This window comes from Campylobacter curvus, assembly GCF_013372125.1.
Classification (GTDB): Bacteria; Campylobacterota; Campylobacteria; order Campylobacterales; family Campylobacteraceae; genus Campylobacter_A; species Campylobacter_A curvus.
Window position 1 is genome coordinate 328,103 of sequence record NZ_CP053826.1, and the last position, 24,757, is coordinate 352,859.

The window sequence follows — 24,757 nt, forward strand, 5'->3', positions numbered from 1 at the left end:
TTCACACATATTCTCTCACTCGCGTTAGATTGGTGATGAGTAGCGGGTTGTCCGCGCGCATTTTGTCGATGAGCTGCTTTACGCGAGTGGTATTTGGATCTTGTAGTAGCCAGTCTAGCTCACTTTGCGTGATGCCGACCATTTGGAGGAAATCCACCCCGCAGTTTGGCGTGTCTATGCTGCCTAGCACCGGGTCTGGCGCAAAGGCAAAGCCCACTAGCTTGGTGTCGGTGTCGAGTCTAATAGGCGAATTTGCAGGGATAAAGTGATACGCCTCGAACCATTTCCCGCTTTTATCGACGTATCTTGCGAGGTTTAGCATGACGTTATTGACCCAGTACGGCTCGTTTTTCGCTACTGAACCGTCGGGATTTTTGCCGTCCCTATCGAGCGCAAACGGTGCGACTCGCATGGTAAATTCAAACCCCCAGCGGCTAAAATCTTTGCCCGCACTCTCCGGCTCGTAATACAGCTCGCTCATGCCAAAGCTGATGATATGGCGGTGAAACGTCTGCTCGTCACAGTCAAATATGCTCACGCCGTCTAAGTGGTCTTCCCCGCCGATCCTGGCCGGTAGCGTCGAGGCGTAGTGGCGCTCTTTGCCTTTGTCGTAAATTTTAGCTAGCGCCGTATCTATCGCGTCCCAGCCGACCGCATCGTCTTCTTTGAATTTTGCTTTGTACTCCTCTTGCGTCATTTTGTTTCCTTCTGGCTTAAATTTATTCCGCCACCTTGCCCGTGATGATAGGAAAGTTCCACGCTCCGCCTGCTTTACCGCTACTGCAAGGTCCGCTAAAACGATCTTCTACAACGACGAATTTCTCACCATCCCAGACCGCCGTCTTATGATACCACTCGCTACCACCACAGACTTTGCTTTCGTGCCTTAGATCGCCGTTTTCATCTGTGCCGTTAAAATCAGTCGTAACAAAGCTCACTTGGTTAAGATCATCGTCCATGACCACGACCAATGCGGTTGGGATATATCCGGTCATCTGACATCTGGCTTGCACTAGCGTGCGGTTTTCGTCTATTTCTTGTATCTGCATAAAAGAGTCGTCTTTAAACCACGGCGAGTCGCCATCAAAAATATCGCACTTCTCGGACTCGGGCAGCTTTTTTAAAATTTTAAAAATTTGCTCAAATCTCAGGTCGTCCCTCGTCACGTTTTGCAGCTCGCCTATAAATTTGACCTTTTTTATCACGGGCTCTAGCTTTGGCATCGCAGACGGCAAATATCATGGCTAATAGCAGTAAAATTTTGATGAAAATTTTCATTTTGGCCTAAATGACCTCTTTTTCTTGCTTGCCGGGCTCTTTTTCTTTGGCGAGGGCCAGCATCAGTTTTATGCGGTTTAGCTGATTTACCTCGCTTGAGCCGGCGTCGCAGTCGATAGCGACGATGTTTGCCCCCTCGTAGGAGTTTCTAAGCTCGTGTATGACGCCTTTGCCTGTGATGTGGTTTGGCAGGCAGCCAAAAGGCTGTAAGCAGACGATGTTTGGCACGCCCTCGTGGATGAGCTTTACCATTTCGCCGGTGAGAAACCACCCTTCGCCAGCCATATTGCCAAGCGAGACGTGTCTGCTAGCTAGGCGCGCTATCTCGTCTATGCTTAGCGGAGCGCGGAAACGAGAGCTTTTTTGCAGGGCGTTTTTCATCGGACGGCGGAAAAACTCAAGCACGCTGATAAATACCTGCGAGAAAAATTTATCCTTGAATTTGCCCGCCAAAAGCTTGTGCTCGACGACCGAATCGTATGCCAGATAGAGGAAAAAATCGACGAATTCAGGCATGATGACCTCGGCGCCTTCGTCTATCAAAATTTTTTCGATGTGATTGTTCGCGACCGGGTGATATTTGACTAGAATTTCACCCACGACGCCTACTTTTGGCTTCCAAAGATGCTCATATATCGGCAGCGCTTCAAAATCTTTGACGATAGCTTTGATATTTTTGCTGAATTTAAAATAATTGCCGTTTTTTATCTCGTCCGCGCAGCGCTTCATCCATTTATCGTATAACCGCTGTGCCGAGCCCGGCACGATCTCGTAGGGCAGGGTGCGGTTGCGGACGTTTTGTAAAAGATCGCCATAAACTCCGGCTTTGACGGCGTCTAGCATGCAGCTTCTGTTTAGCTCAAATGCGTCCGTCTCTAGCCCCCAGCACGCAAATACTGGCACCTGCGCGAAGCCTGCGTATTTTAGCGCCTGACGTAAGACGCCAAGGTAGTTCGTCGCACGGCAAGCCCCGCACGTTTGAAAGAGCATTATGGACGTGTGATCGGGGTCGCACTCGCCTGATTTGAGCGCGGCGATGAGCTGTCCGATGATGACGATAGCGGGGTAGCACATATCGTTGTTCACGTAGCGAAGCCCAAGGTCGATAGCTGCTTTTTCGGGCATTTGCGGGATCACGACGTTATAGCCGTGCTTGTTTAGTGCGCAGGTTAGAAGCTCAAAATGTATAGGCGCCATTTGCGGGGCCAGTATCGTGTGCGTTTGTATACACTCCGGTGTGAAGCGCGGCCTATCTGTTTTAGCAGCCGGCGTGAATGCTACCTTTTGCTTGCGCGCGAGTGCGGCGATCAGTGAGCGCAGGCGGATGCGCGCAGCGCCTAGGTTGCTCACTTCATCCAGCTTTATCATCGTGTAAATTTTATGATTTTCTTCGAGGATCGCTTTGACCTGTCCCGTGGTGATAGCGTCAAGCCCGCACCCAAAGGAGCTAAGCTGGATGAGAGTGATGTTATCATGCTGGGCTACGTAATGAGCGGCGTGATAGACCCTTGCATGGTAGCTCCATTGATTTACGATCTTTAAATTTTCCGAATTTATCGGGATGTGATAAATGGCATCTTCCGAGAGCACAGGAAGGCCATAAGACTGGATCATCTCAGGGATACCGTGGTTGATCTCAGGGTCGATGTGATAAGGACGCCCTGCGAGCAAGACGGCCGATTTGCCGCTTTTTTCAAGCTCCTCTAGCACGCTTAGGGCAAATTCACGCACATCGTTTTTATAGTGCTCAAGCTCTTCAAACCCGGCCTCGACCGCCGCTTTTATCTCCTTGCTAGAAATTTTGAATTCGCTAAATTCTTCCGCCAGACGCTCTATGAGCCGCGCCTTGTCATTTAGCGGCAAAAACGGCTGAAGGAAGCGGATATTTTTCTCTTTTAGTATATCCATATTCGTGCGGATATTTTCAGCGTATGAGGCGACGATCGGGCAGTTGAATTTAGCCTCCGCCGAGTGGTCGCAGATATCGTGCGGCGCACAAGGATAAAATATCGTCTGCACGCCTTTTTCTATAAGATCCATGATATGCCCGTGAACGAGCTTTGCCGGGTAACAAAGCGAGTCTGAGGGCACAGTCGCCATGCCTTTGTAATAAAGCTGCGCGGAGGATTTGCCGGAGAGGACGACCTCGTAGCCAAGCTTTGTGAAAAAGGTGAACCAAAACGGATAATCCTCATACATATTTAGGCTTCTAGGCAGCCCGATACGTCCGCGTGCGACGTCTCTTAGCGGCTTGTAATATGAAAATAGGCGTTTGTATTTGAAGCCGTAGATATTTGGAGCTTTTTCTTCTTGTTTTAAAGTCACGCCAATGCCCTTTTCGCATCGATTGCCCGTAAAATAGCAACCCCCGTCTTTAAAGGCTTGCTTTGTGATCAGGCATTGATTGCCGCATTTTTTGCAGCGATACGAGCTCGTCGTGACCTCAAAATTTGCCAGCTCGTCCGCTAGGAGCACGCTTGAGCTTTCCGTGCCCGTTTCAAGCGCTAAGATAGCCGCCCCGTAAGCTCCCATTATGCCCGAGATGTCGGGTCTTATCACGTCGCGGGCTAAGAGCTTTTCCATGGAGCGTAGCACCGCGTCGTTATAAAACGTGCCGCCTTGCACCACGATGTGATCTCCTAAATCGCTCACATCTTTTAGCTGCATGACCTTGAAAAGGGCATTCTTGATGACGGAAAATGCTATGCCTGCCGAGATATCGCTCACGGACGCGCCCTCTTTTTGCGCTTGCTTGACCTTGGAGTTCATAAACACCGTGCAGCGCGTGCCAAGATCGACGGGAGCTTTTGAGACGATCGCCTTTTGCGCGAATTCGCCCGCACTCATTTTAAGCCCGTGCGCAAAGGTCTCGATAAACGAGCCACATCCCGCCGAGCAGGCTTCATTTAGCGTTATATTGCCGATATTGCCGTCTTTTACGTAAAAGCACTTCATATCCTGTCCGCCGATATCCATCACGAATGTGACATCGGGGCAAAATTCCTGCGCCGCTCGTAGGTGCGCGAAGGTCTCGACCTCTCCGCCGTCTGCGTGGATGGCGGCTTTTACGATCGCCTCGCCGTATCCGGTCGTCATCACCGCGCCGATATGCGTGTTTTTATTCATCGCGGCGTAAAGCTCATTTAGCTCTTTGATGACGGAATTTAACGGCGAGCCGTGGTTGCTGCCGTAGGCGGTGTAAAGCAGCTCCTTGTCCTTGCCGATAGCAGCCAGCTTCGTCGTCGTCGAGCCGGCGTCTATGCCGACAAAGATCGTTCCTTGATAGCTCGCTAAATTTCCGCGTTTTACCTTGTCCTTGTCGTGGCGAGCTTTGAAATTTTCATACTCTTGCTGCGTTTCAAAGAGCGTGAAATCCGCCTGTCTGTTCTCTTTTGCCGCTGCCTGCTTGGCTTTTGCCAGACTAAGCTCGAGCTGCTTTACATCAAGCTCTTTAGCCTCTTTGCAAAGTGCCGCGCCGATAGCGACGAAGTAGTTGCCGTCCTCGACATCTACGGTATTTTCGGGGGTGAGCTTTAGCGTCTCTATGAAACGCTGTCTAAGCACGGGCAAAAAGTGCAAAGGGCCGCCTAAAAATGCGACCTTGCCGCCGATCGGGCGACCTTGAGCGAGGTTTGAGATGGTTTGATTCACCACCGCTTGCAGCACGGAAAGCGCGATGTCGGACTTTTGCGCCCCGTCGTTCATCAGCGCCTGCACGTCGGTCTTTGCAAAGACCCCGCACCTTGAGGCGATAGTGTAAATTCGCTCGCCTTTGCCGGCTAGCTCGTTTAGTCCAAGCGCGTCGGTAGAGAGCAGAGTCGCCATGTGATCGATAAATGAGCCCGTCCCGCCCGCACAAACGCCGTTCATCCTCTGCTCCGGAGCGTCGCCGAAGTAAGTCACCTTCGCGTCCTCTCCGCCAAGCTCGACGACCGTGTCGGTCTGCGGGATAAAGGTGCGCACTGCAGCCGCGCAGGCGATGACCTCTTGCACGAAGGCAAGCCCCAGCCCCTCGGCGATACCCATACCGGCAGAGCCGGTCATAGCAAAGGAAAATTTATCGTCTTTTATGATATTTTTTAGCTGTTTTAAATTTTCTTGTAGCGAGGACGTGATCTCCGAAAAATGGCGTGCGTAGTTTTTGTATAAAATTTTATTTTCGTGATCCAGCACGACTAACTTTATCGTCGTCGAGCCTATGTCGATGCCTACTTTAAATTTTGAACCCATAAACTCTCCTGGTAAATTTTGGCTCATTGATCGCGCGGTCAATAAATAATAATTATTACATCATGAAGCTGATTTTTAATTTAAATTTATCCCGCATCTATAAAAGATGAAATTTTAGATTTTTGCTGTGTTTAATAAAGCATTCGTTTAATGGTATCAACTGATATAGCGGCTGTTATTTATACTTAAAAGGAGGCTCTCGCCCCCTTATTTGAATTTACTTTTTCGGATGCGTCATCTCCTCTGGCTTTACGTAGCTGTCAAACTGCTCACCAGTTAAAATCCCCAAATTTATCGCCTCTTCGCGAAGTGTCGTGCCGTTTTTGTGCGCGGTCTTGGCGATCTTTGCGGCGTTTTCATAGCCGATGTATGGATTTAGCGCGGTTACTAGCATAAGCGAGCCATGTAAGTAGCCATCGATCACCTTGCGATTTGGCGTGATACCAACCGCGCAGTTGTCGTTGAAGCTCACCATTACGTCGCTTAGCAGGCGGATTGATTGCAAAAGATTATAGGCGATGACCGGTTTAAAGACATTTAGCTCGAAATTTCCCTGCGACGCGCCCATAGAGACTGCCACATGGTTTGCCATGACCTGCACGGCGACCATCGTCACCGCCTCGCACTGCGTCGGATTTACTTTACCTGGCATTATCGAGCTGCCGGGCTCGTTTTCAGGTAAATTTAGCTCGCCGATACCGCATCTTGGCCCGCTTGCCAGCCAGCGGATGTCGTTTGCGATCTTCATGAGATCGGCTGCCAGCGCATTTAGTGCACCGCTTAAAAACACCTCGCCGTCGTGGCTGGTGAGCCCGTGAAATTTATTCGGGTGCGAGATAAATTTAAACGGGCTTTTCGTGAGCTCGTTTAGCTCCTCGCTTACCATCTCGCTAAATTGCGGGTGCGTGTTTAGCCCCGTGCCCACCGCCGTGCCGCCGATAGCCAGCTCGCAGAGATATTTTACCGCGTCCTTTACTAAAAGCGAGCTTTTAGCCAGCATGTGCGCATAGCCGCTAAATTCCTGCCCGAGTGTGAGCGGCGTGGCGTCTTGTAGGTGCGTGCGCCCGATCTTTACGATGTCTTTAAACTCCTCGCTCTTTGCTTCTAAGCTATTTTTCAGCTTTTCTATCGCCGGGAAAAATCTCTTGGCAAGCTCCAACACAAAAGCCACTCTCATCGCGGTCGGATAGGTGTCGTTGCTACTTTGACCCTTATTTACGTCGTCATTTGGATGCACGAGCTTTTTCGCGCGAAAGTCCTCACCCAAAATTTCCGTTGCGCGGTTTGCGATGACCTCGTTTAGGTTCATATTTGACTGCGTGCCAGAGCCCGTCTGCCAGACTGCAAGCGGGAAATTTCCGCACAGCTTGCCGCTTATTATCTCATCGCACGCCTGCGCTATGGCTTTGCTTTTAGGCTCGTCAAGGCGTCCAAGCTTGTTATTTACGAGCGCGCACGCCTTTTTTAGGTATGCAAAGCCTTCGATCACTTCGCTTGGCATCTTTTCCGTGCCGATCTTGAAATTTTCAAAACTACGCTGCGTTTGTGCGCCCCAATACTTGTCGTTTGGGACTTTGACCTCGCCCATCGTGTCTTTTTCCATGCGAAAATCCATTGCTTCTCCTTTAGAAAATTTTAAAAAAGTATATTAAGAATTTTATAAAATCATGCTGATAATTTTGATGTTTGTTATTAGAAAATGTGTGCCTGCCCTTATGCGTGAGCCTGCGGACGCTGCGAGCTTGGCGTAAGCATAAATGAAAAAATAAGCCCGATAATAGCGGTCATCCATAAAATTTGCATAGCTGCGTAAAGACCGAATTTATCGGCTATCATGCCTACTGCGGGCGTGATGATGCCGCCCACGCTCACGCCAAGCCCCAGCGTGACGCCTGAGGCAAAGCCTATATTTTTGGCGAGGTATCTTTGCCCTAGCAGCACTGTAGGCGAATACGGCACGAATATCGCAACTCCGACGAAAAATAACAGTATCGTGCAAAGCGTGGCGTCCGTGCTTTGAGTAAATGCAAACAATATCGGCACCATCGCTATGTAGGCGTATCTTAACGTCTTTATATGGCCAAATTTATCAGACAGCGCGCCACCTGCTAAAGTCACAACGACGCCAAACGAAAAGAGTATCGTTAGCGCCATGCTCGCGCTACTCTCGCTTTGATGCAATACATGCACCCAGTATATGGGTATGAAGGTGTTTAGTGTGAAAAATATGACCGAGCGCGAGAATATGACCGCTGTCAGCTTTGAGAACGAGCGCCAGTCGTTTTTGGCTAAATTTTGGCCTTTTGGCTCGCTGTTTGCGACATCCTTGGCTAGATTTTTTATAGCGGGCATCGCGAGCAAAAATGCGAGCGCGACTAGAGTCGTGATGACGCCAAATACCAAAAGTCCGTGCAGTCCGGCGTGATATGCGCAAAAGCCGGCGATCAGCGGACCTACGGCAAAGCCGATGTTGCCGCCTACGGCAAATATGCTGATACCTTTTGCCTTTTTGTCGGCGCTTGAGATCGCATTTGCCGTTTTTGCGGCCTCCGGGTGAAACAGCGCACTTCCTATGCCAGAGACGATCGCAGCGCTGAGGAGTGCGGCGTATGAGCTTACAAAGCCCATCGTGCAGACGCCAAGTCCGGAGAGCACGAGGCCTAATGATATGAGCGCAGATCTTGAAATTTTGTCCGAGAAATAGCCAAAAACGGGCTGCAGGATCGATGAAAATACCGTAGAGGCAAAGATCAGCGTGGCGGCTGATTCGTAGCTTAGCGAGTAGGCCTTGATAAAAAATGGCAAGAGTGCGGGCAAAGCGCCCTGACACATGTCGTTTGCGGCGTGTCCAAGCGTGAGCAAGTATATGTGATTTTTCGCCATGCTTCGCTCCTGTGCCGCTTGGCGGCTATCTTTGACTCATCTTGATATAGATATGCAAAATATCGATCGCAGCCGGCGTGATGCCTGAAATTTCACTCGCGGCAAAGAGTGTCGGAGGGGCGAATTTCTCGAGCTTTTCTACGACCTCGTTGCTTAGCCCGCTGATACCGCGGAAGCTGAAATTTTTAGGGATCTTCACGCTCATCATATCTTTCATTTTATCGATTTGATTTTTTTGCTCGGCGATGTAGTGGCTGTATTTGCATTCTGTTAAAATTTGCTCCAAGCTCGCCTCGTCTAAATTTTCAAAAAATGCGTCCAGCTTTCGTAGCTTTTCGCTCGTGAAACTCTTTCTGGCGACGATCTTTTGTAGCGTCACTTTCTCGCTGATGACGTCCTCGTCCAGCCTCGCAAGGAATTCTAAATTTTGCTTTGATGGCGTAAATTCTCTCGTGTTTAAAATTTCAAGCCCTTTGGCTAAATTTGCGCGGATCTGCTCGATCCTAGCGTGCGTTTCATCATCGATGAGCCCGAGCTCCCTTCCGTATCCGCCAAGGCGCAAGATCGCGTTATCCTCGCGCAGCAGCAGGCGATACTCAGCGCGGCTAGTAAACATGCGGTAGGGCTCTTTCGTGCCTTTGGTTACCAGATCATCGATCAAAACGCCGATATACGCCTCGTCGCGGCGCAGCACGAGCGGGTCTTTGGCGTCTAAATTTAGCGCGGCGTTTATGCCCGCCATCAGCCCCTGAGCCGCCGCCTCCTCGTAGCCTGTCGTGCCGTTTATCTGTCCGGCTAGATACAGCCCACGCACTTTTTTGGTCTCTAAGCTGTGTTTTAGCTCGGTAGGCACGACGTAGTCGTATTCGATCGCGTATCCGTGGCGCACTATGCGGGCGTTTTCAAAGCCTCTCACGGAGCGCAGCATCGCGACTTGAACGTCGTAAGGCAGGCTCGTCGAAAAGCCGTTTATGTAGTATTCGCTCGCCTCGCGGGTCTGAGGCTCAACAAAAAGATGATGTCTGTCGCGGTCACCAAAGCGATTGATCTTATCTTCGATGCTCGGGCAGTAGCGAGGTCCGACACCCTCGATCTGTCCCGTAAATAGCGGTGCTTTGTCGAAATTTGAACGGATGATCTCGTGTGTGGTCTCGTTCGTGTAGGCGATGTAGCAGGGCAGTTGTTGGGGAGCGAAGTGCTGCGTCCTAAACGAAAATACCGCTGGCTTCGCGTCGCCGTCTTGTCTTTCAAGCACGCTAAAATCAATAGTTTTTGCGTCGATCCTCGGACACGTGCCAGTTTTTAGCCGTCCCATTTCAAGCCCTAAATTTCGCAGACTCTCACTTAAATTTGTAGAGCTTAGCTCGCCGACGCGACCGGCCTTAAGCTTATTAAAACCCACGTGGATGAGCCCGTTTAAAAACGTGCCTGTGGTGATGATGAGCTTTGTGGTCTCATAGACGTTGCCAAGGTGGGTTTTCACGCCCGTGATTTGCTCGTTTGCGCTTAAAATTTCAGTCGCGATCTCTTGGGAAATTTCTAAATTTGGCGTATTTAGCAGCAAATTTCGCATATACACGCGGTAGCGATCCATATCGATCTGAGCGCGTGAGCCACGCACTGCCGGGCCTTTACTCTCATTTAGCACGCGAAATTGTATGCCAACAGCGTCGGTCGTGAGCCCCATTTGCCCGCCCAGCGCGTCGATCTCTTTTACCAGATGCCCTTTGGCGAGGCCTCCGATAGCGGGATTACAGCTGGCTGCACCGATCTGCTCGGCTAGGATCGTTATTAAAAGTGTTTTTTTGCCCATCTTTGCAGCCGCCAAGCTGGCTTCGATACCTGCATGCCCGCCACCAACGACTATCACGTCAAATTTATCCATAAATTTACCTTTGAAAAAATGAAGCGATTTTAACAAAAAATGGCTGACGAGCGAATAAATTTGATCTTGTTGGTATTTACTATTATGAAATTTAAGCCTTGCTTATAGACTTAATATTTTATCTTAAAGAAAATGTCATTTACTTGTAACTATAAAGTAAAATATAGATACTATAAAAATAGCATATTTATAGTGTAATCCCTAAATTTAGCTATTTTAAGCTATATTCTTAAAATAATATAAAATAAAAATTTAGTTTAAAAAATATAAAATTCGTCAGATAGCTGACAGAATTTGATCGCGAAAAAGTATAAAATTACCGTAAATATTTTAGGAAGGAGTGCTTGAGATATGTTAAATTCTAACCTCTCTTGCAAGACCTGTTGCACCCAAACCGCTAGCAAAAGGGTGAAATTCCAGTCTGCAAGAAAAAATTTACATATCTCTTCAAATCAGGTGATTAAAAATCAAGTTACAAGTAATCAAGGCGTAACAGCCTTGTTGTATTAGGAGGAATTTATGAAACAACATAAATTTGTGATAGCCGATGCGAAGCGCTGCATAGGCTGTGCCACGTGCATGGCTGCTTGCTTTAAAAGCGCTTACGAACGCGGCAAGCTTTCAAAAGCGAGGCTGAGCGTGCTAAGGCAAGCAGGCGGCGTCATGCCTGTTCAGTGCAGACAGTGCGACGACGGGCCTTGTGCGAACGTCTGCCCGACCGGCGCGTTACGCTTTGACGATAACTGCATCGAGCTTCACGAGGAGATCTGTATAGGCTGTAAGATGTGCACCATCGCTTGTCCTTACGGTGCGATAAGCTCCAGTGCCGAGCTCATGCCTTCTGTTAATTACGCAGTCGAGCCAAAATACTATCTTGAGATCGAGAGCCAATCAGGCGCAAAAAATATCGCTATAAAATGCGATATGTGCTACGGACGCGAGAATGGCCCTGCATGCGTCGATGTTTGTCCGACCAGTGCGATCATCATGATCGATCCTGAAAGCGGCAAACATAAACTCGGCAATAGAATAGAATACGAAGTCGCAAACGCCTTCGCGCAAAAAATTCTAAACGGACAAGGAGCATAAGATGGTAACTGTTTATATGCTATTTGTTGTCAGCGCCGTCATCAGTATCTTGCTTTACGGTGCGCCAAAAGCGGCTGTGAAAGTGGGCTTTGGCCTTAGCGCGTTAAGCTGCTTTTATGCGATGTGCCATTTCGTGGCGAATATGGGTATGAACGACAGCTTCACTCTGATTGGGAATTTCCTCTACGCACCGAAATTTGCATTGACCCCGCTTGGAAATTTCTTTAGTTTCGTCGTCGTTTTCATCGGCTTTGCCAGCAGCGTATACGGCATGAGCTACGCTGATGAATACGTCAAAAAAGCAAATGTAGGCGTCTTTGCGTGTTTATTCAGCACGTTTATCTTGTCTATGCTCTTAGTCATCAGCGCGGACAATGTATTTTGCTTCGTCGTTTTATGGGAGCTTATGACGCTGGTTTCGTCGTTCCTTATCCTGGTAAACGATGGTAAAAATACGCTAAAAGCGGTTATGGTTTATCTTGGTATCGCGCAAATCGGTGCGTTTTGTATAACCTGTGGTTTGCTCATCATCGCTTATTACGCCGGTAGCTCAGAATTTAGCGCATTTATGAATGTCAAAATGCCGATGGGCGCATCTGCGGCTACATTCATACTATTTTTAGTAGGATTTGGTAGTAAAGCCGGTATGTGGCCTTTTCATGTTTGGCTACCGCAAGCTCACCCGGCCGCTCCGTCAAACGTCTCGGCTCTCATGAGCGGCGTTATGATAAAGGTCGCGTTATTCACTTTAGTTAAATTTACGCTTTATTTGCCACTTAGCATCTATTTTGGCCTGGCTATACTTATACTTGGTGCGGCCAGTTCGCTATTTGGCGTTTTATACGCACTTTGCCAACACGACTTCAAAGCTCTGCTCGCCTATCACTCAGTCGAAAATATCGGTATCATTTTGCTTGGTCTAGGTACCGGAATTTACGGTCTTGCAGCAGGAAATATGACATTAGCTGCCATCGGCTTTTTAGCAGGTTGCTATCACGTAGTAAACCACGCGATATTCAAAGGGTTATTGTTCCTTTGTGCGGGTTCGGTCATTCACGCGACTCATACGCAAAACATGGACATCCTCGGCGGTCTTGCTAAAAAGATGCCTTGGACGGCTGTTGGTATGTTTATAGGTATCATGGGTATCGCCGCACTCCCACCGGTAAATGGCTTTGTCTCAGAGTGGCTAACATATCAAGGCATGCTTCAAGGTGCGATGGGAGATAGCATTTTAGTCAGATACGCATTTACGCTTTCAGTCGTAGCGCTTGCATTGACCGGCGTATTGGTCGGTATGCACTTGAAGCTTTATGCAGTCATCTTCGCAGGCACACCGCGCGATAAGAAAATTTGGGAAAATGCTAAAGAAAGCCCGATAGGCATGGTGCTTGGAATGGTCGTTTTGATGATAGGCTGCGTCGGCTTTGGCGTAGGAGCGAACGTGATAGTTGATTACATCATGAAAGCTGTAAATTCCATCACGGTAAGTGGATATGACGCGAGCCTTGACTCGACAGCCATCACTTCACCTTTAGGAAGCGTGGTCTCCACTCCGCTCATCGCTATCATCTTGTGTTCTACTATGATACTGCCATTTATCATCCTTGCCGTCATGAAAGCAAACAGAAGCAAACCAAGAGAGACTGATCCTTGGGCTTGCGGCTTTAAATACAGCCCTCGTATGCAAATGACAGGCGGTCCTTTCACCGGCGATCTTAGAAAGATAATGGAGTGGCTCTTTAAAGGCAACAAAAAGGTCGTTACAAGAAATTATTTCGACGCGATAGAGTATCACAACCATCCAAAAGATATCTGGTGGGGAATGATCTACGAGCCGGTCATCAAATGGTGCATGAAATTTGCCGACAAGATAGGCATAGTCCAAAGCGGCTATACGAACGTATATACGCTTTATATCCTTGTTTATCTCTGCGCTATACTTGCCATCGGCTACTTTTTGGTTTAGGAGGCGAACATGCAAACTATACTTTTAATGATATTTCAAGTCGTAGTTATCGTTTTAGTAGCGCCTTTGTTTGACGGCATGGCAAGAAAGCTTCGTGCTAAACTCCAGTCAAAACAAGGTAGCGACTTTTTCCAAACATATCGCGACATCATAAAGCTTTTTAGACGCTCAAGGACTGTTCCTGAGTGCTCTCACTGGGTATTTAGATGGGCGCCATTTTTCTTATTCGCCACATCTGCGGCGATACTGGCGGCTATACCTATAACATACAGCAAAGAGATGGTATTTGGAGCGTATTCGGATATCTTTGTCATCCTCTATCTAGGTGCGTTGCTACGTTTCGTTTTCGGTGCGGCTTCGCTTGATAGCGGTAACCCTTTTGCAGCCACAGGCGGCGGCAGGGAGCAAATGCTAGCCGTTTATGTCGAGCCTGTGATGATAATGTGCCTCATCGTCGTGATGCTAGCGGCTAAGACTTCAAATTTAGTTGAGATTCAAGACATGGTAAGAAACGGCGTGATCGGATATCAAATCCCAAGTTTCGCGGTCGCTTCTATCGCATTTTTATGGTGTATGTATGTTGAGACCGGCAGAAAGCCTTTTGACCTGGCAGAAGCCGAGCAAGAGCTTCAAGAGGGTCTGCTTGGCGAGTATGCAGGTAGCGATCTTGGTCTAGTTCAAGCAGCGCTTATCTTAAAACAATTTGCGATGATCGGCCTTTTCCTTACTATTTTCGAGCCTTGGAATTTTAGCAATCCATTCCTAGCCATCATAGTATTCGTGATCAAAACCGGAGTCTTTTACGTCGCTGCGGTCTTTATCGACAACTTCGGACCGCGCTTTAAAATGACATCGAGCTTACGCAGGAACGCTCTTGGCGCTCTAGCGATCTCGTTTGTAGCTTTAACGCTTTATGTTGTGGGGGTGTGAGATGGAAATATTAGATACATTAGCGATTTGTATGATAGTAACATCCCTAGCGGTATTTGGGCTTAGAAATTTAAAGCTCTCCGTCATCGTTTATGCTATTCAGACCTTGCTTCTTGTGAGTATATTTTTCCTACTTTCAAAGAAATTTGACGCCGAGCAGCTAAGCATGTGGGCGATCGTAGCTTTCTTTACGAAAGTCATCTTGGTGCCTGGCATCTTGCTTTGGCTCATCAAAAAGCTAAATGTAGTCAGCGAGGACGAGCCGGTAGCGGGATTTTTCGTAAGTCCTATCATAGCGATGGGATTTTCTTTGGCGCTTTCTATGAGTATCCATCCGATATTTTTGAAATTTTCTCTTATCAAAGAGGAGATCATGCTCATCGCAGCCGGAACGATTTTCATGATGGGGATTTTTGGCTTCATGCTAAGAAATTCTTTCATCAAGCAAATTTTGGCTTACTGCTTGTTTGAAAACGGCATACATCTAAGCCTTGCTTTGATGGCTTACAACTCACACGAGCTAGTCGAGCTTGGAATTTTGACAGATGCGATATTCGCCGTCATCATAATGAGCGTTCTTGCTATTAGATTTTATAAAGCTTATGACAGCCTTGATACGTCTAAGGCGTCAAATTTAAGGGGTTAGAGATGGATAGTTTGACTTTGATACTTATCTTACCGCTCCTTGGTGCGTTGCTTTTGTTCCTAAGCCCTAAAAGCTACGGAATTTTAAGCACTCTTCACGTGGTGGTTTCGGCTGTTACGTCTGTGGCTTTGCTTAGCAATGTGGCTAAGGTCTTAAGCGAAGGCACACTATATAGCTACGATAAATTTTTATTTTTAGACAGCCTTGGCTGTGTGTTCTTGATCCTCATCGCAGTTACCGGCTTTTTGGTGAATTTGTATTCGATCTACTATATGAAATGGGAGCTCGAGGACGGACACATCCATACAAGCGAGCTTAGAAAATACTACGCTCTTTGCCATGTTTTCATATTTACGATGACACTAAGCGTCATTTGCAACAACGTCGCCTTTATGTGGGCTGCGATCGAGGCTACGACTTTGGCTTCAGTATTTCTCGTCGCCATCCATAAAGATCAAAAATCGACAGAGAGCGGCTATAAATACATCGTTCTTTGCTCTATAGGTCTGGCTTTTGCGCTTTATGCGACCGTGCTTCTTTACTCCGCTACGTTCAGCACGCTTGCAGACGGCAAAGAGTCTATGCTCTTTACCAGCATAATGAGCAACGCTAAAAATTTAAATCCCGATGCGGCAAAGCTCATCTTTGTTTTCGCGCTCATCGGCTTTGGAACGAAAGCGGGCCTTGCGCCTACGCACACTTGGCTACCTGACGTGCATGCCGAAGGTCCGGCTCCTATTTCAGCCTTGCTTTCAGGTGTACTTTTAAAATGCGCGATGCTTGCGCTTTTAAGATATTACGCTATCACAGCTCAAGCCGTAGGTCCTGAGTTCGTTCAAGGCGTCATGCTGGTTTCAGGAACTATCACGCTTTTCATAGCGGGCTTTTTCCTTATCAGACAGCACAACGTAAAGAGGATGTTCGCGTATCACTCTATCGTTCACATGGGCGTTATAGCATTTGCTCTTGGTATCGGCGGAGCGCTCGGGCTTTTTGCAGCGATATTCCACTGCTTAGCTCACAGCTTCACTAAAGCGCTAGCGTTTTGCTCTACCGGCAACATCGCTAGAATTTACGGACACAAGGATATGAGCAAGATGGGCGGCATGATAAAGATCGCTCCGATAACTACTGTGATGTTTGGCGCTGCTGTCTGTTCGCTAGTCGGTGTGCCTGCATTCGCGATATTCGTCAGCGAATTTACGGTCTTTAAAGGCGCGATAATGAGCGGCCAATACGTCGCCGTAGCGCTGTTTGCCATCGCGCTTGTCGTTATCTTCGTCGCTGACTTTGCGCACTTTAATATGGCGAGCTTTGGCGAACCAAAAGGCGTGATAGTCCATAACAAAGAGATGAGCTTCATGGAAAATTTACCGCTTATCGCGCTTTGTGCGCTTATTATCATCTTTGGTGTATGGCATGTAGACAGCTTTTACACCTTGGTCGAAAACGGCGTTAAAATAATGATGGGAGCTTAAAAATGCGTGGTGATAAATTTATAGAAATTTTAAGAACGAAGGTAAAGATCCTCGAAGTGACTCGCCAAGCCGACGATCAAGTGACCGTCCTCGTAGAGCGCAACGATCTGCCTTTGGCTGTAAAGACGCTGTATTACGATATCGGCGGCTTTATAAGCACGATGATACCAAACGACGAGCGCGAGATAAACGGCTGTTTCGCGCTTTATTACGCCTTATCTATGGAAGGCTCGAAGATGACTGCGGACGATGACTTTGCGCCCGAGGATAAATGCTTCATAACCGTAAAGACATTGATACCGGGCGTAGATCCGACATTTCCTTCGGTCACTCCGCTAGTGCCAGCTTGCGTTTGGTATGAGAGAGAGGCCTTTGATATGTTTGGTTTAGTAGCCGAGGGCTTGCCTGATCGCCGCCGCTTGGTTTTAAGCGATGACTGGCCGGACGGCCTTCACCCGCTTAGAAAAGATGCGATGGACTACCGCTACCGCCCTGATCCGGTCGATCACAGAGACGAGCCTGATGCGGAATTTTTATTTCCGACGGGAGATTCCGTAGTAGACGTGCCGCTTGGACCTTTGCACGTCACGAGCGACGAGCCGGGACACTTCAGGCTATTTTGCGACGGTGATGAGATCATAGACGCCGACTACCGCCTATTTTACCAACATCGCGGTATGGAAAAGCTCGCAGAAAATCGTATGAACTACGATCAAATGGGCTATCTAGCCGAGCGCGTCTGCGGAATTTGCGGTTACGCTCACGCGATCGCTTGTATAGAGGCCGCAGAAAAGGCTATCAAGCTTGAAATCCCACTTCGCGCACAAGCTATCCGCGTCATCTGCCTTGAGATCGAGCGCCTTCACAGTCACCTTTTAAATATCGGCCTAGCCTGCGAAGTAACGGGCAACTATAACGCTTTCATGCATATCTTTAGGGTGCGCGAGTACTCTATGGAGCTGGCTCAGCTGGTAACCGGCGGTCGTAAGACATACGGCAACGTCGTAATGGGCGGACTAAGACGCGATATGACGAACCACGAGATCAAAAAGGGTATCGAGATCATCAACAAACTTGACGTTCAAATTTCTGAAATTTGGGATGCCGTGATGGAGGATAAGCGCCAGATCGGACGCTGGAGAGGCGTTGGTATATTAGATCGCAACATAGCCCGCGACTTTAGCCCGGTAGGTCCAAATATGCGCGGCTCCGGCTTTAAGCGCGACAACCGCTACGATCATCCGTATGATTTCTTTAAGCAAATAGAATTTGAAGTCGCCGTCGAGCATGGCTGCGACGTGCTTAGCCGCGAGATCGTAAGGTATAAAGAGCTCAAGCAGTCCATCCATATCATACGTCAGTGCCTTGAGATGATGCCTCAAACTCCTATTATGATCGATCCAAAAACGATGATCAAGCCTGAAAATTTCGCCCTTGGTCATGACGAAGCGCCACGCGGCGAGAACGTCCACTGGATCATGCAAGGCAGCGCGCAAAAAGTCTATCGCTGGAGATGTCGCGCGGCTACGTATAACAACTGGCCAAGCCTTCGCTATCAATTCCGTGGAAACAACATCTCTGATGCTGCGCTCATCGTATGTTCGCTCGATCCTTGCTACTCATGCACCGAGCGTGTGACAGTAGTGGACGTAAGGAGCAAAAAGAGCAAAATTTTGACCGAAAAAGACCTTAAGAAATTCTGCCAGATCGGTGGGGTTAGTAAAAAGGATTTAAGATGATGAAGTTATTTGACATAACCGAAAAATACGGCAAAGCGACCTATGCGTATCCGTTTGAGCCATATATCGTGCCTGAAAATTTCCGCGGTCAGCCAAACTACACTTACGAGCTTTGTATAGGCTGCGCGGCATGCGGTATAGCATGTCCGTCAAATGCCATCGAGCTGAAGATGAACGAGACTCAAGACAGGCTCGTTTGGGAATTTGACTGCGGACGCTGCATATTTTGCGGACGCTGCGACGAGGTTTGTCCGACCGGAGCGGTGAGGCTAAGCGATAGCTTCGAGCTAGCGGTGAAATTTGACAAAAGCGCGCTCATACAACGAGGCGAGCTGGAGATGCAAACTTGCAAATGCTGCGGCAAGCCTTTCACGCCAAAAAGGCTCATAAATTTCACGCTTGAGAAATTACAAACGGCAAATTTACTCCCCGGCAGACTAGATGACGCGAACGAATATCTTTTTACCTGCCCTGAGTGCAAGAAAGCGCAGTCCGCTCATAGACTCACAAGGGGCATAGAGGAGGCGATAAAATGAGTATGTATCAAGTCCCGCAGGACATTAAAACGGCAAACGACCTAACTGCGAAGTTAGAGCATTTAAAAAATATCAAACGAAGCTTCAGTGTTTACAGGATAGACTGCGGCAGCTGCAACGGCTGCGAGATAGAAATTTTCGCCGCCATCACGCCGATGTGGGACCCTGAGCGTTTTGGTTTCAAGCTAGTAGCCAACCCTCGCCACGCAGATATCTTAATCTGCTCGGGCCCTGTGACTAGGCAGATGTATTATCCGTTGCTTCGCGCCTATGAGGCGGCGCCTGATCCAAAGATCGTGGTAGCGTTTGGAGCTTGCGGTAGCAGTGGCGGAATTTTCCACGACGCATACAGCGTTTGGGGCGGCATAGACAAGATCATCCCGGTAGATGTCTATATCCCGGGCTGTCCTCCTCATCCGGCAAGTGTGATCTACGGACTTGGCATGGCTCTTGGCATCATCGATCAAAAGCTTCATAAAAAAAGCTACGAAGACGACAGCACCTTGCCGCCTCCGGTAGAAAAGTCAGTGATCGGAGACATCCTCTTTGAGCGCGATTTGCAAGCCGAGAGCAAGAGGCTGATGAGTTATATATTTGGCAGGACGCTCTTTGATAAATACATGAGCGCCATCAAAACCGCCAGCGACGTGCATGATCCAAATTCCGCTCGCACGGCTATGCTCGAGGCGATCAAGAAAGAGGAAGATCCAAGATATGCCGAGTGCATGGCGCTTTTACATAACGACGTCTATCTAAAATACGCCAAAGCCGGCGCTCAGTTTGCTATCGACGTAGATAGCGAGGTTTGGAGCAAGAGATGATACAAGTTTTTAAGCTTACTAAACGCCACATGGACGATAATGACAAGCTCCCGCGCGAGCTAAAGGAGATCAAAATTTTCTCCACTTGCGTGGGGCACGGCGTAGGCACGATCGACTTTAGCGAAAAGGTTTTGGAGATCGACGACGCCGAGTTTGAGAGGATCTTGCAAAATTCCGGCGAATACGTGAAATTTAAGATCGGAAATTTAAGCAAATATTTTGAAGTCGAAATTTTTGCCGAGCATATAGTCAAGCTATTGCCCGAGCTTTGCGAGTGTAAGCTTAAAGAGATTTTGATGAATTTACGCGAAGGATATCTTGTGCTTAGAAAGGATTTTTGATGAGAAAAGCCCTTCTTTGCATAGGAAATCCTCTGCGTGGCGATGATGACGTGGGAAATGAGGTCGGACGGATAGTCACGCAAAATTTAAGCGACTGGAGAGTATTTTACGGCGAGGACGTGCCTGAGAACGAATTTGCAAATATCCGCGAATTTGCTCCGGACGTTCTTATCGTAGTCGATGCGATGAGTGGATTTGATGACGGTAAGATCGAGTTTTTCGACCTTAGTGATGAACGCGACTATATCTACTCGACGCACAATCTACCTACTCCGGTGCTACTTAGTTATTTGCGTAAAATTTGTCCCAAGACGCTTTTTTTAGGTATTAGCGTGCTGCTTGAAAACGTGCTCGACTTTAAAGAGGGCCTGAGCAAGAGCGCAAAAAATAGTGCCCAAAAAGCTTACGAGAGAATTTTGGAGATCGAGAGGAATTTAAACGAGCAGGGCTAAATTCGGCTTTGATTCGTTTAAGGTAGTCGGTTTGCCTTGAGGGTTTGGCTAAATTTATCTTGTTTGTAAATTTAGTCAAATCTCAAAGCAGACCTGTTGGTAGATTTGCGGTTTAGTGCCGTAAATTTAGTCTTTAAGCTATTTAAAGAACAATAAAAGGAGATAACATGTTAAATCCTGCAGACACCGCGCAAGCCGTATCTAGCTCGATGGAGCATAAGGCGCATTCGCCTTTGCCGACCGTGATCTTCCTAGCGATCATGGCAGGTGCAGCGATTGCTATGGGTGATATTTTCTGGGCTCACTCGACCGTCGGTATGGCTGAAAATCAGTCCATAGGCTTATCAAATTTCATCGGCGGCATCACATTTAGCTGTGGTTTGATGATGGTCGTTTTTTACGGCGGGCATCTTTTCACGAGCTCCGTGCTATCAGGCGTGAGCGCTTACGATGGCAAGCTACCTTTTGGCAAGACGATCGGATACTGGGCCATTGTTTGGGTATTCAACTTCGTTGGCGGCGCGCTGATTGCGTATATGTATTATTACTCCGGCTTGCCGCTAAAATACGACGGCTACATCTTGCAGCATTTCATCCCGGCGGCTGTGGGCAAGATCACCGCACCGTTTCACGAGCTCTTTTTACGCGGTATCTTTTGTAACGTCTTTGTTTGTATGTCTATCTGGACTGCGACATCTGAAAACGACCTTGCGGGCAAATTTTTTGCCATCATGTGGATGATCGGCGCGTTTGTCGCTTGCTCGATGGAGCACTGCGTGGCAAATATGTTCATCATCACAGAAGCCATCATCGCAAAAGGACACTATCTAGCGGCTAACGGCGGCGATCTAGTAGCGACCGCTACGGCTTTGGGACATGGTATGACGGCTGAAAAGCTAGACGTGATAAACTGGGGCAACTTCATCGGTAAGAACCTAGTACCTGTAACACTGGGCAACATCGTCGGCGGACTATTTTTCGTCGGTCTCGTCGGATTTATGGCAAATAAATTCGATATGAAAAAGAAAGCTTGATTAAATTTCATCTATACTCGCCTTTGCTAGCACGCTAGCTGGCGGGTATAGACTTGCTATTTTGCTTCCAAAGTTGCAAATACAATAAAGCAGAGCAAACTACTAAATTTACACTCAAATTTATTTGTTACAAGCGCTCAGATATTCGAGCTGGTATAGCTTTGTAACTTTTGATAGTCGATTATGAGAAACTCGTGCGGAGTGATTTTCCTGATGATGTCGTCTTTTATGAGCTCGTTAAACGCAGTCGATGCGCTTTGACGCTTTAGCCCGACAAAGCTTGAGAGCACCTTTAGAGAAAATGGCAAAAACACGTAGTGATAGCCGTTTTGCTTTAGGTCTTGCTCGTTTGCAAGCTCGATGAGGAAATTTGCGATCCTGCCCTTCGCGTCCTCAAATAGTATGGACTTTATGATTTGATTTTGCAGGGTTATGACGTTTAAAAGCGCCTTGTAAAAGGCTCTGGCAAAGTCGGCGTTGCCTAAAATTTCAGCCGATTTCTCGGCGTCTATGAGGTAAATTTTGCTGTCTTCTAGTATCTCTATCACGCAGTTTTCGTCAAGTACCGCGATATTGTCGTTTTGCAGATGATAAAGGATAAATTCCTCTCCCTCTTCAAAAAATGATAGCTTTGCCAGCCCGCTTTTTAGTATGACTACTTTGATATCGTCGGTATAGATCGTGCTTGCCTTTGGCAAATTCTCGAGCTCGAATTTATCAAGTTCGCTTTTATTCAAAATTTCCAAAATTTGCGTTTGCAGTAGGCCTAAGCGTGATTTTTTCATGTTCTTTCTCTGGATATAAACTCGGATTTTACATTATTTATCATTCAAAGCAGTTGAAATTTTAAATTTATGTCGTAAATATCGGAATTTACCCAAACAGCGCAAACGATGAAATTTTAAAACCCGTGAAGCCTTTTTAGGTTCTCATCTATCGGCTTTTTCTCGCCGTCTTTCGTCACGCTCACGTATGTTGCAGTGGCGCTTGTTACATGCACGCTCTCTCTAAAGCCGCCTTTGTTTAGTCTAAGCGCCGTCACCTCGATCTGCGTCGTGATAGAGGTCTTGCCTACGCCGATGATCTTGGCGTAGCAGCTGACGACATCGCCCACAAATACCGGCTGTTTAAAGATCACCTCCTTCATCGAGATCGTCACCACGCGCTCGGGCGCTACCTCGCGAGCGGCTTGTGCGCCGGCAAGGTCGATCTGACTCATTATCCAGCCGCCAAAGATATTTCCTGCGGAGTTGGTATCTTTTGGGAGCGCGACCAGCTTTATACGCGGCTCGCCAAAATCTTTTAAATTTTGCATTTTTGACCTTTGATTAGGCTCTTAAAGTATTATTAAGCGTAGCCAAATAGGATGAGCGGCGACATTGCCCTCCGAAAATCAGGGAAGCCGTAAGGCTGACCGCGATTTTTTGCTTCACTTCGTTCGCAACTGCGAGCAGAACGTGCTACATGTTAGGCACTCTGTCGCAAGCTCATTCTATTTGCGAAGCTTTAAATATATCAACACTTTATCGTCAAAAAGCCTAAATTTTATATTTTTCGCAAATTGTAGCAAATTTTGACGCTTTATGATAAAATTTCTCTTTTTTAAAGGTTGGAAAATGAACGATTTTAAAAGACTAAACGAGCTCGTGCGTGAGCAAAAAGCCCAAATGAACGCACTTTATAAAGATTTAGACAACGAAATAGTAAATGCAGCCATCGCACTTTGCGGGCTAAAAGGTCAAAAGAGCGAGCGAGTGGCGCTACTTAGGCGCATAGTCGATCTCAAGGTCGACCCCTTGCAAAACGAGCTAAAAAAGCTAAATTTCAGCGACGATGAGCAAAAGCGCATATTGGGGCGTATGTTCGACTTCGTGAAAGATCTATACGAAAAGCGCCACGCAGAGCTCATCAAACGCATAAAAGAGGAGAAAATTTTAGACGATTTTAGCGTTGCTTTCATCCAGGGCATGCACGAGATCGGTCTGGCGCTAAATATCTGGCAAGTAAGCTGGCAAGAGCGCATCATAGACGGCACGAACAAAGAATTCGAGGCGAAATTCCCTAGTCTTGACGAGGCGAACGAATTTATCTTACGAAATTCGCTTTTTCAGCCGGACTCTGAGGGCAAGCGTGCCGACAGGAGCTACGGCGCAGTCGTCAAAAACGGCGAAAATTTTAGTTTCGTACCTTATGCCGTGGCGTTTGAAAAAGAGGTCGCACGCGTGAGGGCGGCTTTTGAAGAGGCTATAAAAAATTTAAAAATTTTAGCCAAAAATGACGATCAAAACGCCTATATAAGGTATCTTGAAAGGCTAAAAGACGCCTTTTGCGAGCGTGAAAACGACCGTGTCATCGCCGCATGGCAGGAGGCAGAGATAGCGTGGATGAGCGTAAGGGGCGCTTTGCAGCCGGGGCACCCGCTAGAATACTACGAGGACGCATACACGCACGCGGTCGCCCTTGAGTGGGACATCAGACTGGCGGGTCAAAGCGGCGTGAATGAGGCGGAATTTAAGCAAAACATGAAGCAAATCTACGCGAATGTCTGCGAGCAGATCGGCTTGGCCGATACGCAGATGAACGAGCAGGTGAACGAAAATATCGAGCGCACGCAGCTTTATATCAGCGTGCCGATGATTTATTACGCTGCAGAGCTAAACGGGCTTTTTAGCGCGCAGGTCGTGCCAAACGACGAGAGCGTGAGCGCAAAATGCGGTAAGAAAATTTTCGCTTTTGTAGATCACGTCTATGAGAGCGCAAAGGCAAAGCCTTTTATGAAGCTTAGCAGCGAAATTTTCAGCCGTGAATTTTTGGATTTTGGGCGCGAAATTTTATTTTTAAAGCCTGAAATTTGGAAAAAAGTCTATGAGATCTCGACTATCGGTCATGAGTTTGGCCACATACTTTTCATCGCTGAGGATACCGAAGCTGCGATGAATCAAAGCGGTGTGTTTAAATTTATCGAGGAGTACAAGGCCACGACGGGCGGGTTGGTGAATTTTTTCATACATGAGGACGAGCGCTTTATAAAGGCCGTGTTTCACGAGCTCATAGCACGTGCCGTGGGGCTTATTGGCTGGAGGAAGGTCGATGAGGTGAGGGCGTATTACTGCGAGGGGCTCATACATCTAAGCTTGCTTTTTTCATGCAAAGTGCTTAAATTTGACGGTAAAAGCTTGCAAGTAGATATGAGCGAGGCGACGTATCAAAATTTCAAAGCCGCATGCTTGCAAAACTATCTGCGCCTAGCGGGGCATTATGCCAAAAAGGCCGATGCGAGCGAATTTTTAGCTAAATTTTGCCAAAAAGACGGTGTTAGCTTCTTACCAAAAGACGAGGCGACGCGCGAATTCGTTTTACATTTTTACGAGCGATACGAGGCTATCGGCAACGAGCTTGACGAGAGCGGCGAGCGGGAAAGATGGCAAAATATCAAAGCCTAAGGA

At 47.7% G+C, this 24,757-nt stretch carries 20 protein-coding genes; 12 read left to right on the forward strand and 8 right to left on the reverse strand.

Going from position 1 to position 24,757, the window contains the following annotated elements; all coding sequences use genetic code 11:
• Position 1: 1 nt before the first annotated feature.
• The 6 genes from CCVT_RS01585 to mnmG all read right to left on the reverse strand — a co-directional run bounded on the left by CCVT_RS01585 (position 2) and on the right by mnmG (position 10,276).
• A complete protein-coding gene (locus CCVT_RS01585) occupies positions 2-697 on the reverse strand; it encodes a suppressor of fused domain protein (protein ID WP_018137524.1) in 696 nt (231 codons plus the stop codon).
• A 22-nt stretch (positions 698-719) separates the two neighbouring features.
• Complete coding sequence (locus CCVT_RS01590; protein ID WP_155827537.1) at positions 720-1,223, reverse strand: DUF1176 domain-containing protein; 504 nt, start codon at positions 1,221-1,223, stop codon at positions 720-722.
• Between the two features lie 61 nt (positions 1,224-1,284).
• Positions 1,285-5,508 (reverse strand): 2-hydroxyacyl-CoA dehydratase, encoded by a 4,224-nt coding sequence (locus CCVT_RS01595; RefSeq protein WP_018137526.1) that lies wholly within the window; start codon positions 5,506-5,508, stop codon positions 1,285-1,287.
• Between the two features lie 217 nt (positions 5,509-5,725).
• Positions 5,726-7,123 (reverse strand): class II fumarate hydratase, encoded by a 1,398-nt coding sequence (fumC, locus tag CCVT_RS01600; RefSeq protein WP_018137527.1) that lies wholly within the window; start codon positions 7,121-7,123, stop codon positions 5,726-5,728.
• Positions 7,124-7,221: 98 nt separating this feature from the next.
• Positions 7,222-8,391, reverse strand: coding sequence for an MFS transporter (locus CCVT_RS01605; protein ID WP_018137528.1), 1,170 nt, complete (start codon positions 8,389-8,391; stop codon positions 7,222-7,224).
• A gap of 25 nt (positions 8,392-8,416) precedes the next feature.
• Positions 8,417-10,276 (reverse strand): tRNA uridine-5-carboxymethylaminomethyl(34) synthesis enzyme MnmG, encoded by a 1,860-nt coding sequence (gene mnmG, locus CCVT_RS01610; protein WP_026175560.1) that lies wholly within the window; start codon positions 10,274-10,276, stop codon positions 8,417-8,419.
• A gap of 519 nt (positions 10,277-10,795) precedes the next feature.
• Between mnmG and CCVT_RS01615 the strand changes: the two genes are divergently transcribed.
• The 11 genes from CCVT_RS01615 to CCVT_RS01665 all read left to right on the forward strand — a co-directional run bounded on the left by CCVT_RS01615 (position 10,796) and on the right by CCVT_RS01665 (position 21,311).
• Positions 10,796-11,365 carry a 4Fe-4S dicluster domain-containing protein gene (locus CCVT_RS01615; protein ID WP_009650659.1) on the forward strand — a complete coding sequence of 190 codons (570 nt, stop codon included), beginning with the start codon at positions 10,796-10,798 and terminating at the stop codon, positions 11,363-11,365.
• A gap of 1 nt (position 11,366) precedes the next feature.
• Positions 11,367-13,334: a proton-conducting transporter transmembrane domain-containing protein gene (locus tag CCVT_RS01620; RefSeq protein WP_018137530.1), complete on the forward strand. Its 1,968-nt coding sequence runs from the start codon at positions 11,367-11,369 to the stop codon at positions 13,332-13,334.
• Between the two features lie 9 nt (positions 13,335-13,343).
• A complete protein-coding gene (locus CCVT_RS01625) occupies positions 13,344-14,264 on the forward strand; it encodes a respiratory chain complex I subunit 1 family protein (RefSeq protein WP_018137531.1) in 921 nt (306 codons plus the stop codon).
• Between the two features lies 1 nt (position 14,265).
• Positions 14,266-14,910 carry a hydrogenase 4 membrane subunit gene (hyfE, locus tag CCVT_RS01630; protein WP_026175561.1) on the forward strand — a complete coding sequence of 215 codons (645 nt, stop codon included), beginning with the start codon at positions 14,266-14,268 and terminating at the stop codon, positions 14,908-14,910.
• Between the two features lie 2 nt (positions 14,911-14,912).
• Entirely contained in the window at positions 14,913-16,388 is a 1,476-nt protein-coding gene (locus tag CCVT_RS01635; protein ID WP_018137533.1) for a hydrogenase 4 subunit F, read from the forward strand.
• A 2-nt stretch (positions 16,389-16,390) separates the two neighbouring features.
• Entirely contained in the window at positions 16,391-18,127 is a 1,737-nt protein-coding gene (locus CCVT_RS01640) for a hydrogenase large subunit (protein WP_018137534.1), read from the forward strand.
• Positions 18,124-18,663, forward strand: coding sequence for a formate hydrogenlyase complex iron-sulfur subunit (locus CCVT_RS01645; protein WP_009650701.1), 540 nt, complete (start codon positions 18,124-18,126; stop codon positions 18,661-18,663). The genes CCVT_RS01640 and CCVT_RS01645 overlap by 4 nt, the downstream gene beginning before the upstream one ends.
• The gene (locus tag CCVT_RS01650; protein ID WP_018137535.1) at positions 18,660-19,484 is read left to right on the forward strand and encodes an NADH-quinone oxidoreductase subunit B family protein; all 825 of its coding nucleotides are present in this window, start codon (positions 18,660-18,662) and stop codon (positions 19,482-19,484) included. The genes CCVT_RS01645 and CCVT_RS01650 overlap by 4 nt, the downstream gene beginning before the upstream one ends.
• Positions 19,481-19,825 carry a formate hydrogenlyase maturation HycH family protein gene (locus CCVT_RS01655; protein ID WP_018137536.1) on the forward strand — a complete coding sequence of 115 codons (345 nt, stop codon included), beginning with the start codon at positions 19,481-19,483 and terminating at the stop codon, positions 19,823-19,825. The genes CCVT_RS01650 and CCVT_RS01655 overlap by 4 nt, the downstream gene beginning before the upstream one ends.
• A complete protein-coding gene (locus tag CCVT_RS01660; RefSeq protein ID WP_018137537.1) occupies positions 19,825-20,277 on the forward strand; it encodes a hydrogenase 3 maturation endopeptidase HyCI in 453 nt (150 codons plus the stop codon). The genes CCVT_RS01655 and CCVT_RS01660 overlap by 1 nt, the downstream gene beginning before the upstream one ends.
• A 167-nt stretch (positions 20,278-20,444) precedes the next feature.
• Positions 20,445-21,311 carry a formate/nitrite transporter family protein gene (locus tag CCVT_RS01665; RefSeq protein WP_018137538.1) on the forward strand — a complete coding sequence of 289 codons (867 nt, stop codon included), beginning with the start codon at positions 20,445-20,447 and terminating at the stop codon, positions 21,309-21,311.
• 137 nt (positions 21,312-21,448) lie between these two features.
• Here the strand turns inward: CCVT_RS01665 and CCVT_RS01670 are convergent, their stop codons facing one another.
• Positions 21,449-22,096, reverse strand: coding sequence for a Crp/Fnr family transcriptional regulator (locus CCVT_RS01670; RefSeq protein WP_009650696.1), 648 nt, complete (start codon positions 22,094-22,096; stop codon positions 21,449-21,451).
• A 116-nt stretch (positions 22,097-22,212) separates the two neighbouring features.
• Positions 22,213-22,626, reverse strand: a complete 414-nt coding sequence (locus CCVT_RS01675) for an acyl-CoA thioesterase (RefSeq protein WP_018137539.1) — start codon at positions 22,624-22,626, stop codon at positions 22,213-22,215.
• Positions 22,627-22,927: 301 nt separating this feature from the next.
• On the opposite strand from CCVT_RS01675, the gene ciaB reads away from it, so the two are divergent.
• Entirely contained in the window at positions 22,928-24,754 is a 1,827-nt protein-coding gene (ciaB, locus tag CCVT_RS01680) for an invasion protein CiaB (protein ID WP_018137541.1), read from the forward strand.
• Positions 24,755-24,757 lie beyond the last annotated feature (3 nt).

Bases quoted from the DNA above. Each gene is read 5' to 3' on its own strand.
- CCVT_RS01585 (WP_018137524.1), bottom strand. From the start codon at position 697: ATGACGCAAGAGGAGTACAAAGCAAAATTCAAAGAAGACGATGCGGTC.
- CCVT_RS01590 (WP_155827537.1), bottom strand. From the start codon at position 1,223: ATGCCAAAGCTAGAGCCCGTGATAAAAAAGGTCAAATTTATAGGCGAG.
- CCVT_RS01595 (WP_018137526.1), bottom strand. From the start codon at position 5,508: ATGGGTTCAAAATTTAAAGTAGGCATCGACATAGGCTCGACGACGATA.
- fumC (WP_018137527.1), bottom strand. From the start codon at position 7,123: ATGGATTTTCGCATGGAAAAAGACACGATGGGCGAGGTCAAAGTCCCA.
- CCVT_RS01605 (WP_018137528.1), bottom strand. From the start codon at position 8,391: ATGGCGAAAAATCACATATACTTGCTCACGCTTGGACACGCCGCAAAC.
- mnmG (WP_026175560.1), bottom strand. From the start codon at position 10,276: ATGGATAAATTTGACGTGATAGTCGTTGGTGGCGGGCATGCAGGTATC.
- CCVT_RS01615 (WP_009650659.1), top strand. From the start codon at position 10,796: ATGAAACAACATAAATTTGTGATAGCCGATGCGAAGCGCTGCATAGGC.
- CCVT_RS01620 (WP_018137530.1), top strand. From the start codon at position 11,367: ATGGTAACTGTTTATATGCTATTTGTTGTCAGCGCCGTCATCAGTATC.
- CCVT_RS01625 (WP_018137531.1), top strand. From the start codon at position 13,344: ATGCAAACTATACTTTTAATGATATTTCAAGTCGTAGTTATCGTTTTA.
- hyfE (WP_026175561.1), top strand. From the start codon at position 14,266: ATGGAAATATTAGATACATTAGCGATTTGTATGATAGTAACATCCCTA.
- CCVT_RS01635 (WP_018137533.1), top strand. From the start codon at position 14,913: ATGGATAGTTTGACTTTGATACTTATCTTACCGCTCCTTGGTGCGTTG.
- CCVT_RS01640 (WP_018137534.1), top strand. From the start codon at position 16,391: ATGCGTGGTGATAAATTTATAGAAATTTTAAGAACGAAGGTAAAGATC.
- CCVT_RS01645 (WP_009650701.1), top strand. From the start codon at position 18,124: ATGATGAAGTTATTTGACATAACCGAAAAATACGGCAAAGCGACCTAT.
- CCVT_RS01650 (WP_018137535.1), top strand. From the start codon at position 18,660: ATGAGTATGTATCAAGTCCCGCAGGACATTAAAACGGCAAACGACCTA.
- CCVT_RS01655 (WP_018137536.1), top strand. From the start codon at position 19,481: ATGATACAAGTTTTTAAGCTTACTAAACGCCACATGGACGATAATGAC.
- CCVT_RS01660 (WP_018137537.1), top strand. From the start codon at position 19,825: ATGAGAAAAGCCCTTCTTTGCATAGGAAATCCTCTGCGTGGCGATGAT.
- CCVT_RS01665 (WP_018137538.1), top strand. From the start codon at position 20,445: ATGTTAAATCCTGCAGACACCGCGCAAGCCGTATCTAGCTCGATGGAG.
- CCVT_RS01670 (WP_009650696.1), bottom strand. From the start codon at position 22,096: ATGAAAAAATCACGCTTAGGCCTACTGCAAACGCAAATTTTGGAAATT.
- CCVT_RS01675 (WP_018137539.1), bottom strand. From the start codon at position 22,626: ATGCAAAATTTAAAAGATTTTGGCGAGCCGCGTATAAAGCTGGTCGCG.
- ciaB (WP_018137541.1), top strand. From the start codon at position 22,928: ATGAACGATTTTAAAAGACTAAACGAGCTCGTGCGTGAGCAAAAAGCC.